Origin of the sequence: Mesorhizobium sp. M0870, assembly GCF_040319775.1 — a bacterium.
Classification (GTDB): domain Bacteria; phylum Pseudomonadota; class Alphaproteobacteria; order Rhizobiales; family Rhizobiaceae; genus Mesorhizobium.
Window position 1 is genome coordinate 19205 of sequence record NZ_JAMYOI010000025.1, and the last position, 15643, is coordinate 34847.

Below are 15643 nucleotides of genomic sequence, written 5' to 3' on the forward strand. Positions count from 1 at the left end.
GCGCCTTTGGCTTCGACAGACACCGGCCATGCAGGCAGTGGCGACTGGCTGGTCGGCAATCCGACCGGCTGGCAGCTTGCCTCGGCCCTGTGGATCGGTTCGGTGGGCCTGCTCATCCTCGGGCTGCAGCCCGTGTTGCTCGGCGCCCTTTACACTGAGGGTCATGTCAGCGGCGACGAACTGGCGCTGGTCGCCACCGCCGAGATGATCGCCATTGCCATCGGTTCGGCTGTCGTGGCGATGCTGCTTTCGGCGCACCACATGCGCTGGAAAAGTGCCGTCCTTCTGCTGCTGCTGGCGCTGGCCAATGTGTGGACGGCCTATGCCGCGAGCGCCGGCACGCTGATTGCGGCCCGCGCCCTGGCCGGGCTCGCCGAGGGCGGTCTGGTCGCCATCGCCACCGAACTGATCGCCCGCTCGCGGCGCGCCGAGCGCATCGGCGGCTATTTCGTCACCATGCAGACGCTGGCGCAATGCGCGCTCGCCCTGTTGCTGGCGCTCTATGTAATCCCGGCCGCAGGGTCGGCAGGGGGCTTCATCGTTCTTGCCGTCGTCTGCATCGCGTCTCTGGCGGTCGCCTTCACTGTTCCCGGTGACTATGCCGACCTGCCCAAGGAGGAGAATTTGGCCAATGTGCTGACGGTTCCTTCACTCACCGCGCTGCTGTCGGTCTTCTGCTATTTCATGTTCTTCGGCGCGGTCTGGGCCTTTCTGGAACCGCTTGGCGCACAGTATGGCATCGATGCCCGCACCGTCGGCCTGATCGTCTCGGCCAGCCTCGCCGTACAGGTCCTGGGGGCGATGACGGCGACGGCGTTCGAAGCACGCATCGACTATCGCCTTGCCATCGCGGCGATCGGCGTCGTCGCGCTTGTCAGCTCCCTGGTTCTTGCCAGTAGCCCTGGCCTGACGACGTTCTGGGTCGCTGCCTTGGCTATGGGCTTTATCCTGCTGTTCATCGTGCCCTACCAGATACGTCTGGCGATCACCGCCGACGAGACGCGGACCGCTGTGCTGCTGGTGCCGGCGGCCCAGCTTTTCGGCCTGGCGATCGGACCGATCGCGGCGTCGCTGCTCATCGATGGCAAGGATTTCCGGCCGGTGCCGGAATTCGCCGCCGCCAGCGCGGTGGCCAGCGTGGCGCTGCTCGGTCTGTTCGTCCTTGTGTCACGTCGCCGTCGTGCGGTTGCCTGAGCGGGGAGGTGGCATGTCAAACGTTTGGAGCAACTGGTCGGGCTTTGTAAGCGCCGAGCCCAAGCTGATCGCCAGCCCCGGCGATGCCGGTGAACTCGGTGATCTCGTCCGGACCGCGCCTGGCCCGGTGCGCGTCGCCGGCGCCGGTCATTCCTTCACGCCGCTGGTGAAATCGCAGGGCACGATCCTGTCCCTGGAGAGACTGGAAGGGCTGGTCTCGCACGACGCTGAAAAACATCAGGCGCGGGTGCGGGCAGGGACCCGGCTCGGCGCGCTGATGGGCATCCTGCAAGGTATTGGCCAGGGCCTGCCCAACATGGGCGATATCGACCGCCAGGCGATCGGCGGCGCGCTGGGCACAGCCACGCACGGCTCGGGACCGACGCTCGGCGCCTATCACACGCAACTGGAGACGGTGCAGATCGTCGACGGGCTTGGCAAGGTCCGCGACTTCAAGCGGGCAGGGGATCAGGACATGATCCATGCCATCGGTGTCGCGCTCGGCGCTTTCGGCGTGCTCACCGAAGTGACGCTGAACAACATCGCGACCTACCGGTTGCGCCGCCGCAAATGGGTGCTGCCGATCACCGAGATGCTGCGCGATTTCGAGGCAATGATGGCCGCGCATCGCTCGGCCGAATTCTACTACATTCCGTTTTCCGGCTATGCGCAGTTCATCGCCAGCGATTTCAGCGACGCCGCACCCACCACACGGCCGCCGGAAGAGGACGAGGCGGGTTTGAGGACACTGCGCAGGCTGCGCACCTCACTTGCCTGGCTGCCATCGCTGCGTGGCCGTCTGATCCTGGGCGCCATCGCCAAATTGCCGGCCGAGGACTACGTGCAGGACTGGCTCAACGTCTATGCCAGCGACCGGCAGACCAAGTTCAACGAGATGGAATATCATTTGCCGTTCGAGGAAGGGCCGAAGGCGCTGGCCGAGATCATCGAGCTGACCGAGAAGCGTTTTCCCGAGGTCTATTTCCCGATGGAGGTGCGCTCGGTCGCGCCGGACCAGTTCTGGCTTTCGCCATTCTACAACAGGCTGACCTGCTCCATCGCCATCCACCATGATGCAGCGAACGATCCGTTGCCGTTCATGCGGGCGGCAGAGCCGATCTTCCGCAGATATGGCGGCCGGCCGCATTGGGGCAAGATGCACAGCCTGAAAGCGGCGGATCTGAAAAAGCTCTACCCGCGCTGGGACGATGCCATGGCGGTGCGCCGCGACGTCGATCCGCAAAACCGCTTCGTCTCGCCCTATATGGCCGGCCTGTTCGGCATCGAATGATGAGCACCTATTTTTCCACCCTGTCCGATGCGCTGAAGGAAGCCGGCATCTTCCAGCCCTGCCTGCTGCTCGATCGCGACCGGCTGGACGGCAACATTGCCCTGGTAAAGGAGAGACTGGATCCCGGCCTGGCCGTGCGGCTGGTCGACAAATCGCTCGCCTGCCTGCCGCTGCTTGCGCATATCGGCAAGGCGCTCGGCAGTGAGCGCTTCATGACCTTTCACCCGCCGATCAGCGAGGCGGTGCTGAAGGCGTTCCCGGATGCCGATCTGCTCTATGGCAAGCCGATGCCGATCGGTGCGGCAAGGGCTGCGCTGGTGAAGGGTAATGTTGACTGGTCGCGTGTCTGCTGGCTGATCGACAGCGAGGAGAGACTGGCGGAATATGGCGCCCTCGCTGGCGAACTCGGCATCGGCCTGCGCATCGCTTTCGAGATCGATGTCGGGCTGCATCGCGGCGGGTTCGCCAATCCTGAGGCCTTGTCGAAGGCGTTGAGCGCGTTGCCGGCCCGGCTGCATTGCGAAGGCGTCATGGCCTACGAGGCGCATGCGCCGCTCATTCCCGGCCTTTTCGGCGGACCGGCAAAGGCATTGGCCAAGGCGTCGGCGCAGGCGTCGGCGTTCGTCGCCTGTCTCGGCGCCGACCAGCGCCGTATCCTGAACATCGGCGGCAGCAAGACCGCGCTGCTTCATCATGGCGGCATGGCCAACGAGGTTTCGATGGGCTCGGCCTTTGTGCTGCCCAGTGATTTCGATACGCCAGGCCTCGACGGCTTCCAGCCGGCGGCCTTCATCGCCACGCCGATCCTGAAAATGGTCGAGCCGATGCTGCCTGGCCCGCCGGCCGTCACCCGCCTGCTGCAGGCGCTCGGCCGCTTCCCGCGCAAGGGCTGCTATCTCTATGGCGGCAAGTGGATGGCCGAGCCCGTCTTCCCCGAAGGCATGAAGGCGAACGGGCTGCTCGGCCTGTCCTCCAACCAGCAATTCATGGGCTTGCCCGCCGACGCGACCGCAAAGCCCGGCGACTACGCGTTTCTAAGGCCGACGCAGAGCGAAGCCGTGCTGCAGCAGTTCGGGTCGATCGCTGTGTTTTCCGGCGGCGGGATAGTCGATCGCTGGCCGGCGCTGCCGATGGCCTGACCGACTACGCCTTCACCGGTATCCAGATCTCCAGCCCGCCATTGCCGCTGCGTGGGTCGAACTCAGGGCCGTAGCGTTCGAATTCCGGCGCATCCGATATCTCGTGGCCGGAAGCCGGCAGCCATTTGTTCCAGATCGTATTGACCGTGCGGCGGATGGTCGAGATGTGTTCGCGGTGGGCAAAGACCGCATATTTCTGCGCCGGCACCCGCACCCGGCTGAATTCCCTCGGCAGGTCGGAAAAATCAGACACTTCGACGCCGGCGATGTAGTCGAAATTGCCGGCATCGTCGCCGTTGACGCAGACGCCATAGGCGACGTCGCCGGCCTCGCCCGGAATGTTGCCGATATAGGGGCCGAAGCGCTGCCATTGCATCGGAATGGCGGCGCTGGTTTCGCAGCTGTAGCGTTCGCCGAGGCCGGCGATCAGGAACGGCCGGCTGGTCTCGAAACGCGGTGGTTCGAGATTGGTGAGGAAGGACTGGTCCATCAGGATCGGCTCCACGAGGTCGAGCTTGTCGAGTGTGCCTTGCGCGCGCACCAGTTCCGGCGTGGTGCCGAACTGATCGCGGAAGGCACGGGTGAACGCCTCATGCGAGTTGTAGCCGGCGTCGAGCGCGACGGAGAGAATGTCGGGCGCCCCGCCGGCCAGCTTGCGCGCCGCCTCGGTGAGCCGGCGTGAGCGCATGTAGCCCATCACCGAGCGGCCCGTGGCAGCGCCGAAAGCCCGCGTCACATGAAAACGCGACACGCCGCTGCTTTGCGCGACATCGTCAAGCGAGATCGCCTCCGGCAGATGACTTTCGACGAACCACAGCGCTTTCTCGGTCGGGTTCATTTTGCTCCTCGCATTGGCCAGATCATCCTGCCGTTTCCTGGCGCGGCCAGTTTGATCGAAATTGCGCATCCCGCGCAATCGCACCGATCCCGTCACAGTCGCACCGATATGGCGCAGCGTTGGAGCGCCCCTTGCCGCCGACGAGCCAAATTCGGCAGGCTTCACTTGACAGCGCCAGGCGGCATCCTCTAAATGCGTAATGTTATTACATATCGAGAGCGGGAAATGCATGTTTCCCCTAGCCGGCCCACCACTCCGTCCGAGAAATTCATTGCGAAGCGATTGGGGGAAATCTACGCTGAAGCGGTGATGGTCCCCGAGTCGAAAGGCGAGGGGTGAAAAGGGAACACGGTGAGATCCCCAGGGGTCGAGGCCGTGGCTGCCCCCGCAACTGTAAGCGGCGAGCAAAATCCGTGAATGCCACTGGCCGGCAAGGCTGGGAAGGCAGGATGGCGCAACGACCCGCGAGCCAGGAGACCTGCCATCACTGAGTTGACCGGACGGGGTGTGCCGGGAGGAAACGCGAATCCCGGTCTTGTCGGCCGCTTCGCCAGCTTCCTTCCGTCGCCAGTTTTGGAAAGTGACGGAAAGTTGGACGGCTCTATCGATCATCGCATCATCGTGAGCACGCTTTGCCATCCCGGCAATCTGGCGGGCAGCCGATGCCCGTAGCGCTTCTCGAAGCCCGTGACCTCTGCGCCATGGCGAACGGGCGGGATCTGGTCCAGGCGGTCAGCTTCTCGGTGGCCGCTGGCGATCGCCTAGCCATCATCGGTCCCAACGGCGCCGGCAAGACGACGCTGCTGCGCATGCTGTCGGGCATGCTGCGGCCAAGTTCCGGCGAGGTGAACCTCGGCGGGCGCCGGCTGGACAGGATTTCCGCCGCCGAGCGGGCACTGCATATCGCCGTGGTCGGCCAGACCGACCAGCCCGATCCGCGGCTGGCGGTGATCGACTATGTCGAGCTGGGCCGGGTCCCGCACGCTCGGCTACGGCGCAGGAGCGAGGAGCGTGACATTGTCGTCGATGCGCTGCGCCGGACCGGCCTGCTGCCGCTGCTTGGCCGCACCATCGGCTCGCTGTCGGGCGGCGAGCGCCAGCGCGCCCAACTGGCCCGCGCCATCGCCCAGCAGCCAAAGATCCTGTTCCTCGACGAGCCGACCAACCATCTCGACCCGCGCGCCCGCGGCGAACTGCTCGACCTCGTGGCAGGCTTCGAGATGACGGTGATCGCGGTGCTGCACGATCTGGCGCTGGTGGCACCGTTCGCCACCAGGGTGGCGGTGATGAACCATGCCCGTCTGCAAGCGCTCGCCGCACCGCGCGAAGCGCTGACCCAAAAGCTGATTCGCGAAATTTTCGGCATCGATGTGCTGCGTCTGCGCCATCCGACCGAAGACCGCGAACTGACGGTGTTCGATGTTCCGAACCGTGCCGCGCCGCCATCCTGATTGAAGCCGTCCCATATCGATCATCCCGTCCACAGGAGCAAACCCTTGAAACGCCTTGCTTTTTCGCTTGCCTTCTCGCTGCTGGCCTCGACAGCCCTGGCCTTCCCGGTAACTGTCGACAGCTGCGGCAAGCCGCTGACCTTCGATGCGCCGCCGAAGCGCGCCGTCATCCAGGATCTCAACATGGCCGAGATGGCTTTCGCGCTGAAACTGCAGCCGTCGATCGTCGGCCTGACCGGCATCACCGGATGGTACAAGGTGGGTCCTGAGTTCAAGGCCGAGCAGGGTTCGATCCCGGAACTGGCGCCGAAATATCCGACGCTCGAAAACCTCGTCGCGGTCGAGCCCGATTTTTTCTTCGCCGGCTGGTATTATGGCATGAAGCCGGGTGGTGAAGTGACGCCCGACACGCTTGCTCCGCACGGCATCAAGACGCTGGTGCTGACGGAAAGCTGCGTCCATCTCGACAAGAGCCGCCCCGCCGCCTCGATGGACCTGCTCTATGGCGACGTCGAAAAGCTGGGCAAGATCTTCGGCAAGGAGGCCGAAGCTGAGAAGCTTGTCTCCGGCTGGAAGACGCGGCTCGCCGACATCACCGCCAAGGTCGGCGACGCCAAGGGAACGCGGGTCTTCCTCTATGATTCCGGCGAGGACAAGCCGTTCACCGCAGGCAAATTCGCCATCCCCAGCGCCATGATATCAGCCGCCGGCGGCGACAACATTATGGCCGACATGGACACCAGTTGGGGCAATACGGACTGGGAAACGGTGGCGTCGCGCAATCCGCAATTCCTCATCCTGCTCGATTACCAGGATGGCGGTGGCTACAGGAAACTGCTCGATTTCCTGAAGGCGCATCCGGCCATGAAGGAGACCGACGCGGTCAAGAACGAGCGCTTCGTCGCGCTGCGCTATGCCGAACTTACTCCCGGCCCGGCCAACATCGAAGCGATCGACAAGATCGCCAAGGCCATGCATCCGGAAGCGTTTTGATGCCTGTCGCCCAAAAGTGCGCAGCGGTTTTGGGGCAACGACATGCATGAACAAGAGATCCTGGAAGTGCGTCGCACGCGTCCTGACAGACGCGACGCATTTCCAGGCTTGCGCCATCCGGCATTTGCACTGGCCATGCTGGCGGGCGCGGCGGCGATCGCCGCTCTCGCTCTGCTGTCGATCGCCTATGGTTCGACACTGATCCCGCTGACCGATGTTGTTGCCGCGCTTGGTCGTGTAATCGGCTTCAGCGGGCACGACGTGGCAGGACCGGTCGGCAAGATCGTCGTCGACCTGCGGCTGCCGCGCACGATCCTGGCCATCTGCGTCGGCGTCGGTCTCGGCGTCGTCGGTGCGCTGCTGCAGACGGTGACCCGCAACGACCTTGCCGACCCGTTCCTGTTCGGCCTGTCGTCGGGCGCCGCCGCGGGTGCGGTTTCCGTTATCACCGTCTTCGGCGACAGTTTCGGCATCTGGACATTGCCGGTCGCGGCCTTCACCGGCGGCATATTGGCTGCCGGCGTCGTCCTGCTGCTGGTGGCGCGGGTGAGGGGGCAAGGCCCGGAGCGGCTGATCCTTGCCGGCCTTGCCGTGTCCTTCATGTTCACCGCCTTGACCAACTATCTTGTCTTTGCCGGCGATCAGCGCGCCGCCCACTCCGTGCTGTTCTGGACCATGGGCGGCCTTGGCCTGGCGCGCTGGGACAACATCTGGCTCGGCGCACTGGGTGCGGGGACCATTCTGGCTTACGCGCTGTGGAACCACCGCCGGCTCGATGCTTTCCTGGCCGGTGAAAATGCCGCCGAAAGCCTTGGCGTGCCGGTGGCGCGCATGCGCCGGATGACCTTTCTCGTCGCCGCCTTCTCGACGGCTATCCTTGTCTCGGTCGCTGGCGTCATCGGCTTCGTCGGGCTGATGATCCCGCATCTGTCACGGCCGCTGGCGGGCCCCTTGCACCTGCGCCTGGTTGCCAGCTGTGCCGTGTTTGGCGCGGTGCTTTTGCTGGCCAGCGACCTTCTGGCCCGAACGCTGCTGCCGCCGCAGGAACTGCCGATCGGCATCATCACCAGCTCGGTCGGCGCGTTCTTCGTCGTCACCATGCTGATCCGCAACCGGCTTTGAGTGCGGCCTGGGTCAGGGCCGCGATTACTCTCCCGAAATGCCCAGTTGCACCCGTTGCTTTGGGCGCTTCGACTGGAACAGGGCAAGCAAAAAAACGCCGGCCTGAACGACGACGATCGTCGGGCCGGTGGCTGCGTCGATGTGATAGCTGAGGATCGTTCCCACGACGCTCGACCCGATGGCGGCCGCGGCGGCAATGGCGAGCATGCGCTCAAAGCTCTTCGTCAAAAGAAAGCCGATCGCTCCCGGCGCGATCAGCATGGCGATGACAAGGATGATCCCGACAGCCTTCAGCGAGGCCACGATGGTCAACGCGAGCAGCGTCAGCAGCCCGAAATGCAGCAGGTTGACGGGCAGGCCGATCGCGCGCGCATGGGCCGGATCGAAACAATAAAGCAGCAGATCCTTGCGTTTTGCCAGAACGATGAGGATCGCCGGCACGACGATGACCGCCGCCTCGATCACGTCGCGCCACTGGACGCCGAGCATGTTGCCGAACAGGATATGATTGAGATGCTGGTCGGTCTCGACTTTGACGAACAGCACCAGGCCAAACGCGAACATGCCTGAGAAGACGATGCCCATGACTGCGTCCTCCTTGATCCGGCTGTGCTGCTTGAGGTAGCCCGTCGCCAGCGCGCAGCCAAGTCCTGCCACGAAGGCGCCGAAGGCAAGCGGGATCCCGGCGATATAGGCGAGCACGATACCCGGAAGCACGGCATGCGAAACGGCGTCGCCCATCAGCGACCAGCCCTTCAGGACGAGATAGCAGGACAACACTGCGCAAATGGCGCCGACCAGAACGGCGACGGCGAGACCGCGACGCATGAATTCGTGACTGAGCGGTTCGGCGATCCAGGACCAGATCGTCATCATGACGCGACCTGCGATGCGGCACGTGCCGCCCGGCGTGCGGCGAGCCGCCCATGTTTGGGTGCGAAGACGAAGGCAGTCAGAAAGACCACGGTCTGCAGCACCACGATCAGTCCGCCAGTCGCGCCATCGAGAAAGAAGCTGAGATAGGCGCCAACCGCGCTCGTCGCCGCGCCGATCGCCATCGCGAGCAGGATCATGACGCCGAACCGATCGGTAAGCAGGTAGGCGGTGGCGCCAGGCGTTACCACCATCGCGATCACGAGGATCGCGCCGACGGTCTGGAGCGCGGCGACGATGCAGGCGCTGAGCAGCACGAAGAACAGGACCCGCAGCCGCCACGGATTCAGGCCGACGCCGCGCGCATGGTTCTCGTCGAAGAACACCAGCATCATATCCTTCCATCGAAGCCCCAGTACAGCCAGCGAAACCGCTGCGATGAGGATGACCTGGGTTACATCCTCGTCGGAGATTGCGAGGATGTTGCCGAGTACGATGGACTGGATGTTTACGGAGGTCGGACTGATCGACGCAATCAGCAGCCCGCCAGCGAACAGCGTTGTAAAGACAAGGCCGATCACGGCGTCCTCGCGAAGTTGCGTCACGCGCCGCACCAAGGTGATGCCGAGTGCGGCGATGAGGCCGGAGGCGAATGCGCCGGCGGCATAGGGAAGGGCCAGCATGTAGGCGGCCGCAACGCCCGGCACCACCGAGTGGGCAAGCGCGTCGCCCATCAGGGCCCAGCCCTTTAGTATGAGATAGCAGGACAGGAACGCGCAGACCATGCCGACCAGGGCGCTGACCCAGATGGCCTTGGCCATGTAGTTGTAGGTGAAGGGTTCCAGCAGGATGTCGATCACGGGGCTGGCGATCCGCTGTCGGGCTTCATCATCTTCTCTTGATCCCGCTCGCCGTAAAGCACCAGAGGACGCTCGTCATCGGTCAGCACGGTCAGGTGGCGAGCGTCGGGGTCGTCATGAAGATCGGCGCCGCCGAGGCGCAGATGCCTCAGCACGCCGCCAAAAGCTTTCGCAACATTGGCTTGCGTAAACGTTGTCTCTGTTGGTCCGAAGGCCAGCACCGTCTTGTTGAAGATGACGACATGGTCGCAGAAATTGACGATGCTGCCGAGATTGTGCGTCGACACCAACATCAGCTTGCCGTCGTCGCGCATCGACCGAAGGAGATCGATGATCGCTGCTTCGGTCTGAACGTCGACGCCGGTGAACGGCTCGTCGAGCAGGATGATTTCGCCGCCCTGCGCCAGAGCGCGCGCCAGGAACACACGCTTCTTCTGGCCGCCGCTCAGTTCGCCGATCTGGCGCTTGCGAAAATCGGTCATGCCGACCCGTTCCAGTGCCGCGTCGACCGCCATGCGATCGGCTCTGCCTGGGATACGCAGAAAATTCATGTGGCCGTAGCGGCCCATCATGACGACATCTTCCACCAGCACCGGAAAGTTCCAGTCGACATCCTCGCTCTGCGGCACATACGCGACTAGGCCGCGCTTCAGCGCTGCGTGGACGGGCAATCCGGCGATAAGCACTGTTCCGGTCGACGGCGTCAGGAAGCCCATCAGCGCCTTGAACAGCGTCGATTTGCCGGAGCCGTTGACGCCGACCAGCGCGCAGATGGTGGAGGCGCCGAGCCTGAAAGAGGCGGAGTGTACGGCCGTGACCCCGCTTGAATAGCTGACGGTGACGTCGTCCACGTCGATGGAGGCAACGACCCGGCCGCTACCGGTCGATGTTCGATCATGGCTGCTGTCCGGAGCGAGCGCGGTGCGAACCCCGGTCACCCGCCGAACCCCTGGACGATCGTCTCGACGGTGGTTTCGAGAAGCTTCAGATAGGTCGGAACCAGGCCGTCTTCCTCGCTCAGCGAATCGACGTAGAGAACGCCTCCATAGGTGGCTCCGGTTTCGCGCGCGACTTGCTTGGCCGCCTTGTCGGAAATGGTGCTTTCGCTGAACACCACCGGAATCTTGTTCTCGCGCACCAGGTCGATCAGCTTGCGCGCCTGTTGCGGGGTGCCTTGCTGGTCGGCGTTGATCGGCCACAGATAGGCTTCGCGCAGGTCGAAGTCGCGTGCCAGGTAGCTGAAAGCGCCTTCGCTTGTAACCAGCCAGCGTTGGTCCGTTGGGATCGCCGACAGGCGCTTGCGCATGGGCTCGTCGATTGCCTTGATCTTTTCCGAATAGGCGGCGGCATTGGCGGCATAGACCGGGGCGTTTGCCGGATCCGCCTTGGACAGCGCCTTGCGGATGTTCTCGACATAGATGAGGGCGTTCTTCGGCGACATCCACGCATGCGGATTGGGCTTGCCTTCGTAAGGTCCCTCCTTGATCCCCATCGGCTCTATGCCCTCCGTGACGACGGCACTCGGCACGTTCTTCACGTTGTCGAAGAATTTCTCGAACCAGCGTTCGAGGTTCATGCCGTTCCAGAGCACGAGGTCGGCCGATTGCGCCCTCACCACGTCGAGCGGCGTCGGCTGATAATCGTGGATTTCAGCGCCGGGCTTGGTCACCGACTCTACGATTGCCGCGGTCCCGGCCACGTTTTGCGCGATATCCTGGATGATCGTGAACGTCGTCACGACGCGCAGAACCTTCCCTGCCGCAGGCCGGGTCTCCTGTGCCATGACCGGAACGAGGCTCGCCATCGTCGCAAAACCGATGGCCACAAGGCCGCCAAGCGCCCGCTGCATCGTCCTGCGGGTTGGGGAAGCAGAAACAGTCATCGGATGCCTTTCGACTGGAGTTGATCGTCGCCCATGCGCTAGTCACGTCATGCTAATGCAAGTGATTTGCATCTGATATTGCAGTTGCAACTGATTTGCAAGTAGCTAATTGCAGTCGCGTGGCAACGCGGCTAAGTATGACGGATGAAAGCGGACAACGACCTTTTCGAGCGATTCCGGAGCAATTTGAAAGCCGCCGGTGTCCGGATGACCGAACAACGCAAGGTGATCTTGCGGCTGCTGGCGGATGCGCACGACCATCCGGACGCGAACGAATTGTATTCTCGTGCCCACCAGATCGACGGCAGCATTTCCTTGTCGACCGTCTACCGGACGTTGCGGCTCCTGGAGGAGAAAGGCGCCATCCAGCGTCATGCCTTCGACGAGGGCCGCGCCCGGTTCGAAAACGCGGACCGTGAACATCACGACCATCTCATCGACCTCGACACCGGTCAGGTGATCGAGTTCCGTTCCGACAAAATCGAGAAACTGCAGGCCGAGATAGCGTCGGAGCTTGGCTTCGAAATCGTCCGCCACAAGCTGGAACTGTATGTCAGGAAACGCGCTAAATAGCGTGGTTTCTGGTCGTCACCATGCTCATCCGCAACCGCTTTGAGCGCGGCAACAGATCGCCGGATCACACGGTCCAGAAATAGCGCACGATGTGGAAGAACACCGGGGCGGCGAAGACCAGGCTGTCGGTGCGGTCCATCATGCCGCCATGGCCTTCGATGAGATGGCCCCAGTCCTTGACGCCCTGATCGCGCTTGATGGCCGAGGCGACCAGCCCGCCGAGAAATCCCATCGAGCAGGCGACGAAGGCCACGGCTGCTGCCTGCAGCGGCGAGAAGGGTGTCACGAACGATAGCAGCGCGCCGAGCAGGCTCGCCGACACCAGTCCGCCGATCAGGCCTTCCCAGGTTTTCGACGGCGAGACGTTCGGCGAGAAACGGTGTTTTCCAAACAGCTTGCCGAAGATGTATTGCAGCACGTCGCTGCCTTGCACGACGATGATGAGAAAGGCGATCAGCAGCAGGGTGCGGCCTTCGAAGCCCGGCACGTCGAGTGTCAGCAGGGCAGGGACGTGGCTGACGCAATAGACCGAGATCATCACCGCCCATTGTTGCGCGGCGATCCGCTCGAGGAAGCGTTCCGTGTCGCCATGCAGCGCCGTGATGGCCGGCATCAGCAGGAAGCAATAGACCGGAATGAAGATGACGAAGAGCCCGTACCAGGCGGTCCACACCAGCCAGTATTGAAACGGTATGATGATGCCGAACATGCCGAGCAGCACCCAATGGTCGCTGCGGCGCGTATGCGTCAGCGTCACGAATTCGCGCAGCGCGGCGAAGGAGATCAGAGCGAACAGGATGGTCATCCCGTAACGGCCGAAGAAGAAGGCGACCGTCATCAGCGCCACCATCACCCACCAGGCGTTGATGCGCTGGGTCAGATTGACCAGCGTCGAACTGAGCGGCTTGGGCGCCCGCGCCGAAAGTATGGTGGCGACGATGCTGGCGGTGGTCAAAACCGCCAGCAGGCCGATGATCAGGATGGAGATCTCGTGGCGCATCAATCGTCTCGCTCGGGACGCGGGTTGAGCGCCAGAAGCGCGGCGTGGGCGCGTTCGAGGAAGGCGCGGCGTTCTTCGCCCGGACCGATCGCCACCGGCGGGCCGAAGACGACGCGGCACAGCAGCGGCACCGGCAGGAATTGGCCTTTGGGCAGCACGCGCGACATGTTCTCGATCCAGCACGGGATCAGCTCGACCTCAGGCCGCGCCGTCGACAGATTGTAGAGCCCGGAGCGGAATGCCAGCAGCGGCTCTTCGGTCATGTTGCGTGTGCCTTCGGGAAACAGGATCAGCGAGTGCCCCTGGTCGAGAACCGACAGCATGATCTCGATCGGATTTTCCTCAGGTCTCGTCCACTGCCGGTTGATGAGCACCGACGACAGCATATCCTGCGCGATGAAGCGGCGCAGCCGCGACTTCCCCCAATATTCGCCTGCGGCAACAGCATGGGTGATCGCGCGCTCCCTTTCGCTGAGGCAGGCCGACAAAAGGATGAAGTCGCCATGGCTGGTGTGGTTGGCGAAATAGATGCGCTGGCGGTCGGAGGGCAGGCTGCCGTTCCAGATCGGCCGCACCCCGGTTACCATCCGGGCCAGCGCCGACAGGCCGACGGAGGTTACAGTCTGCAGCAAGGTGAAGGTCTTGAGCGAAAGCCTGTTCATCGCGGCGCCCAAAACCCTGCCGCCAGAAGTGCTGCGGCAAACAGAGCCAGGGCGGCACGCTGCTTGAACAGCAGACGACGCGTGCCGGCCATGCGGTCATCAAGCGAACGTGTCGCGGACGGGGCCGTTTTCAGGCGCATGCGCGCCAGCATGTCGTCCACTGCGGCACCGCCGGAAGCTTCGTCGTCATGGCTGGCCATGATCCGGAACAGCAGCGCGTCAAACGCCAGCAGTGTCGACAGCATCAGCACCGCCACCGCGCTCGCGGCGGTGATCGACAAAGCAATGGCCGCGGGCAAGTTTTCGAAAGCGCCGCGCGTCGAGGCAGCCAGCGGCGCAAGGACATTCGCGGCCACCACGATTGCAGCCGGCCACGCTGCCTGCCGCATCAGCATGCCGGCGAAGCGGTCGGTGCGGTCCTGATAGGCATTGCCGGTCATGACGCTACCGGATCCGTGGCTTCTGCAAGATGAACCGGCCGGCCGAGGGCCGCGAGCATCTCGCGGGCAAGCGCCGGCGTCCTGGCTCTGTCGGTCGCCACAAGCCATTCGGCGACGACGCCGGCGCTGCGCTGGAAGCCGAGCGCGCAGCACACCAGCACGGTGCCATCCCGGCGCGCGCTTTCCAGCGCGCCGGCTGCCTGTTGCTGTACCGACACGGGCGGCGGCAACAGGTCGATCATCGGAAAGCTGATCCAGCGGCAATCGGGTGCCGCCGGTCTTTCAAGTTCGGCGGCAAGGTCGATGACCGTGCCGAAGCCGTTGGCCTCGCGTGTAGTGGGAAAGCGCCCGAGAAAGACGCCATCGGCAATCGCCACCTGGGGAGCAAGTTTGCGCGTCCAGGCCCATATGTTTGCCCTGGCGCCGAGACGGTAAGGCAAGAGCAGGACACGGCTTGCAAGCGTGATGCTGCCATCGGCGGATTTCTGGAACACTTTTTCGACTGCCCCTGCATAGGCGAGGGCGACGATGGCCAGCGCCAAAGCCGGCCAAAGCAGGAAGAGGGCGACAGCGCAAACGAATGCACCGAGCGCGGCGCCCGCCAGCGCAAGAACGGCGCCCAGCGCATAGAACCGCGCCAGCCGCCGCGCTTGCACATCGCTGGTCAGCCGGAAGCCTGAAAACGGCAACGCGCCGCTGCGCGGAAACAGCCACAACGCAAAGAGCCCGAGCAGCGCGCCGGTCGGGATGTCGATGAAATGATGCTGCCAGGTCGTCAGCACCGAGGCGCCGATCAGGAAGCACCAGCCGTGCCAGAGCGCCAGGAGAAAACCGCCGAGCCGGTGGCGCCAATGATCCCAGATGATCACCAGAAGGGCGATGTGCAGCGAGGGCGCCTGGTTGAACGGCTTGTCGAAACCGCCGAGCACGGCAAACAGGAAGCCGGGCAGGCCGGTCGTCGCCGGTCGCACGAATGTCGCGGTCAGCGGGAACAGGATGAAGCAGGCAACGGCGACGATTTGCGCGGTGAGATAACGCCCGGCCAGGCGGTCCACCCCTTGCCTGTCGTTGTTGAGCAGCAGCGACAGGCCGTAGAACAGGTTGATCGACCAATAGGGCACGATGGTCCAGGCGACGAACGGAATGCCGTGCTCCCACGAGAACACGATGCTGCCGACATCGTCGCGCCGCGAGGCCAGCCAGTTGGCGAAGCCGTAGCTGAGATAGAAGAATGGTGCCAGCAAGGCCAGCCAGAGCGCAGCCCTGACGACCACCCGTCCATAAGGCTCGGCGCGCGCGGTGGGTGCAGGCGATAAGACCATGCT

16 protein-coding genes and 1 riboswitch are annotated in these 15643 nt (G+C 63.8%); of the genes, 7 read left to right on the forward strand and 9 right to left on the reverse strand.

The window, feature by feature from the left end; genetic code table 11:
- The first annotated feature begins 6 nt into the window (after positions 1 to 6).
- The 3 genes from NKH97_RS25145 to NKH97_RS25155 are packed head-to-tail and all read left to right on the forward strand — an operon-like array spanning position 7 to position 3624.
- A complete protein-coding gene (locus NKH97_RS25145; RefSeq protein ID WP_023813510.1) occupies positions 7 to 1194 on the forward strand; it encodes an MFS transporter in 1188 nt (395 codons plus the stop codon).
- Positions 1195 to 1207: 13 nt separating this feature from the next.
- Positions 1208 to 2485: a D-arabinono-1,4-lactone oxidase gene (locus NKH97_RS25150; RefSeq protein ID WP_352799008.1), complete on the forward strand. Its 1278-nt coding sequence runs from the start codon at positions 1208 to 1210 to the stop codon at positions 2483 to 2485.
- Positions 2485 to 3624 carry a DSD1 family PLP-dependent enzyme gene (locus NKH97_RS25155; RefSeq protein ID WP_352629669.1) on the forward strand — a complete coding sequence of 380 codons (1140 nt, stop codon included), beginning with the start codon at positions 2485 to 2487 and terminating at the stop codon, positions 3622 to 3624. The genes NKH97_RS25150 and NKH97_RS25155 overlap by 1 nt, the downstream gene beginning before the upstream one ends.
- 4 nt (positions 3625 to 3628) lie before the next feature.
- Here NKH97_RS25155 and NKH97_RS25160 read toward each other — a convergent pair whose 3' ends face one another.
- Positions 3629 to 4462, reverse strand: coding sequence for an AraC family transcriptional regulator (locus NKH97_RS25160; protein ID WP_352611834.1), 834 nt, complete (start codon positions 4460 to 4462; stop codon positions 3629 to 3631).
- A 293-nt stretch (positions 4463 to 4755) separates the two neighbouring features.
- Positions 4756 to 4962: riboswitch (cobalamin riboswitch) on the forward strand.
- Positions 4963 to 5124: 162 nt separating this feature from the next.
- On the opposite strand from NKH97_RS25160, the gene NKH97_RS25165 reads away from it, so the two are divergent.
- From NKH97_RS25165 to NKH97_RS25175, 3 genes are all read left to right on the forward strand, one after another.
- Positions 5125 to 5913: an ABC transporter ATP-binding protein gene (locus NKH97_RS25165; protein WP_352442481.1), complete on the forward strand. Its 789-nt coding sequence runs from the start codon at positions 5125 to 5127 to the stop codon at positions 5911 to 5913.
- 45 nt (positions 5914 to 5958) lie between these two features.
- Positions 5959 to 6906: an ABC transporter substrate-binding protein gene (locus NKH97_RS25170; protein WP_352629671.1), complete on the forward strand. Its 948-nt coding sequence runs from the start codon at positions 5959 to 5961 to the stop codon at positions 6904 to 6906.
- Positions 6907 to 7041: 135 nt separating this feature from the next.
- A complete protein-coding gene (locus tag NKH97_RS25175; protein ID WP_352799043.1) occupies positions 7042 to 8028 on the forward strand; it encodes a FecCD family ABC transporter permease in 987 nt (328 codons plus the stop codon).
- A gap of 24 nt (positions 8029 to 8052) precedes the next feature.
- Here the strand turns inward: NKH97_RS25175 and NKH97_RS25180 are convergent, their stop codons facing one another.
- From NKH97_RS25180 to NKH97_RS25195, 4 genes are all read right to left on the reverse strand, one after another.
- Positions 8053 to 8901 (reverse strand): metal ABC transporter permease, encoded by an 849-nt coding sequence (locus NKH97_RS25180; RefSeq protein ID WP_502895153.1) that lies wholly within the window; start codon positions 8899 to 8901, stop codon positions 8053 to 8055.
- On the reverse strand, positions 8901 to 9761 hold the full coding sequence (locus NKH97_RS25185; RefSeq protein ID WP_127267054.1) for a metal ABC transporter permease: 861 nt from the start codon (positions 9759 to 9761) through the stop codon (positions 8901 to 8903). The genes NKH97_RS25180 and NKH97_RS25185 overlap by 1 nt, the downstream gene beginning before the upstream one ends.
- Entirely contained in the window at positions 9758 to 10618 is an 861-nt protein-coding gene (locus NKH97_RS25190; RefSeq protein ID WP_352799044.1) for a manganese/iron ABC transporter ATP-binding protein, read from the reverse strand. The genes NKH97_RS25185 and NKH97_RS25190 overlap by 4 nt, the downstream gene beginning before the upstream one ends.
- A gap of 77 nt (positions 10619 to 10695) precedes the next feature.
- Positions 10696 to 11643, reverse strand: a complete 948-nt coding sequence (locus tag NKH97_RS25195; protein WP_128304802.1) for a metal ABC transporter substrate-binding protein — start codon at positions 11641 to 11643, stop codon at positions 10696 to 10698.
- Between the two features lie 144 nt (positions 11644 to 11787).
- Between NKH97_RS25195 and NKH97_RS25200 the strand changes: the two genes are divergently transcribed.
- A complete protein-coding gene (locus tag NKH97_RS25200; protein WP_023813521.1) occupies positions 11788 to 12216 on the forward strand; it encodes a Fur family transcriptional regulator in 429 nt (142 codons plus the stop codon).
- A gap of 64 nt (positions 12217 to 12280) precedes the next feature.
- Here NKH97_RS25200 and NKH97_RS25205 read toward each other — a convergent pair whose 3' ends face one another.
- The 4 genes from NKH97_RS25205 to NKH97_RS25220 are packed head-to-tail and all read right to left on the reverse strand — an operon-like array spanning position 12281 to position 15640.
- A complete protein-coding gene (locus NKH97_RS25205) occupies positions 12281 to 13216 on the reverse strand; it encodes a phosphatidate cytidylyltransferase (protein ID WP_027163212.1) in 936 nt (311 codons plus the stop codon).
- A complete protein-coding gene (locus NKH97_RS25210; protein WP_352553883.1) occupies positions 13216 to 13878 on the reverse strand; it encodes a lysophospholipid acyltransferase family protein in 663 nt (220 codons plus the stop codon). Before NKH97_RS25210 ends, NKH97_RS25205 begins: the two co-directional genes overlap by 1 nt.
- Positions 13875 to 14318: a hypothetical protein gene (locus tag NKH97_RS25215; RefSeq protein ID WP_352553885.1), complete on the reverse strand. Its 444-nt coding sequence runs from the start codon at positions 14316 to 14318 to the stop codon at positions 13875 to 13877. Before NKH97_RS25215 ends, NKH97_RS25210 begins: the two co-directional genes overlap by 4 nt.
- On the reverse strand, positions 14315 to 15640 hold the full coding sequence (locus NKH97_RS25220) for a phosphatase PAP2/dual specificity phosphatase family protein (RefSeq protein ID WP_352611829.1): 1326 nt from the start codon (positions 15638 to 15640) through the stop codon (positions 14315 to 14317). The genes NKH97_RS25215 and NKH97_RS25220 overlap by 4 nt, the downstream gene beginning before the upstream one ends.
- Positions 15641 to 15643 lie beyond the last annotated feature (3 nt).

Excerpts from the sequence above, each read along its gene's own strand:
- NKH97_RS25150 (WP_352799008.1), top strand. The coding sequence starts at position 1,208 with ATGTCAAACGTTTGGAGCAACTGGTCGGGCTTTGTAAGCGCCGAGCCC.
- NKH97_RS25155 (WP_352629669.1), top strand. The coding sequence starts at position 2,485 with ATGAGCACCTATTTTTCCACCCTGTCCGATGCGCTGAAGGAAGCCGGC.
- NKH97_RS25160 (WP_352611834.1), bottom strand. The coding sequence starts at position 4,462 with ATGAACCCGACCGAGAAAGCGCTGTGGTTCGTCGAAAGTCATCTGCCG.
- NKH97_RS25165 (WP_352442481.1), top strand. The coding sequence starts at position 5,125 with ATGCCCGTAGCGCTTCTCGAAGCCCGTGACCTCTGCGCCATGGCGAAC.
- NKH97_RS25175 (WP_352799043.1), top strand. The coding sequence starts at position 7,042 with ATGCTGGCGGGCGCGGCGGCGATCGCCGCTCTCGCTCTGCTGTCGATC.
- NKH97_RS25180 (WP_502895153.1), bottom strand. The coding sequence starts at position 8,901 with ATGACGATCTGGTCCTGGATCGCCGAACCGCTCAGTCACGAATTCATG.
- NKH97_RS25195 (WP_128304802.1), bottom strand. The coding sequence starts at position 11,643 with ATGACTGTTTCTGCTTCCCCAACCCGCAGGACGATGCAGCGGGCGCTT.
- NKH97_RS25200 (WP_023813521.1), top strand. The coding sequence starts at position 11,788 with ATGAAAGCGGACAACGACCTTTTCGAGCGATTCCGGAGCAATTTGAAA.
- NKH97_RS25205 (WP_027163212.1), bottom strand. The coding sequence starts at position 13,216 with ATGCGCCACGAGATCTCCATCCTGATCATCGGCCTGCTGGCGGTTTTG.
- NKH97_RS25210 (WP_352553883.1), bottom strand. The coding sequence starts at position 13,878 with ATGAACAGGCTTTCGCTCAAGACCTTCACCTTGCTGCAGACTGTAACC.
- NKH97_RS25215 (WP_352553885.1), bottom strand. The coding sequence starts at position 14,318 with ATGACCGGCAATGCCTATCAGGACCGCACCGACCGCTTCGCCGGCATG.
- NKH97_RS25220 (WP_352611829.1), bottom strand. The coding sequence starts at position 15,640 with ATGGTCTTATCGCCTGCACCCACCGCGCGCGCCGAGCCTTATGGACGG.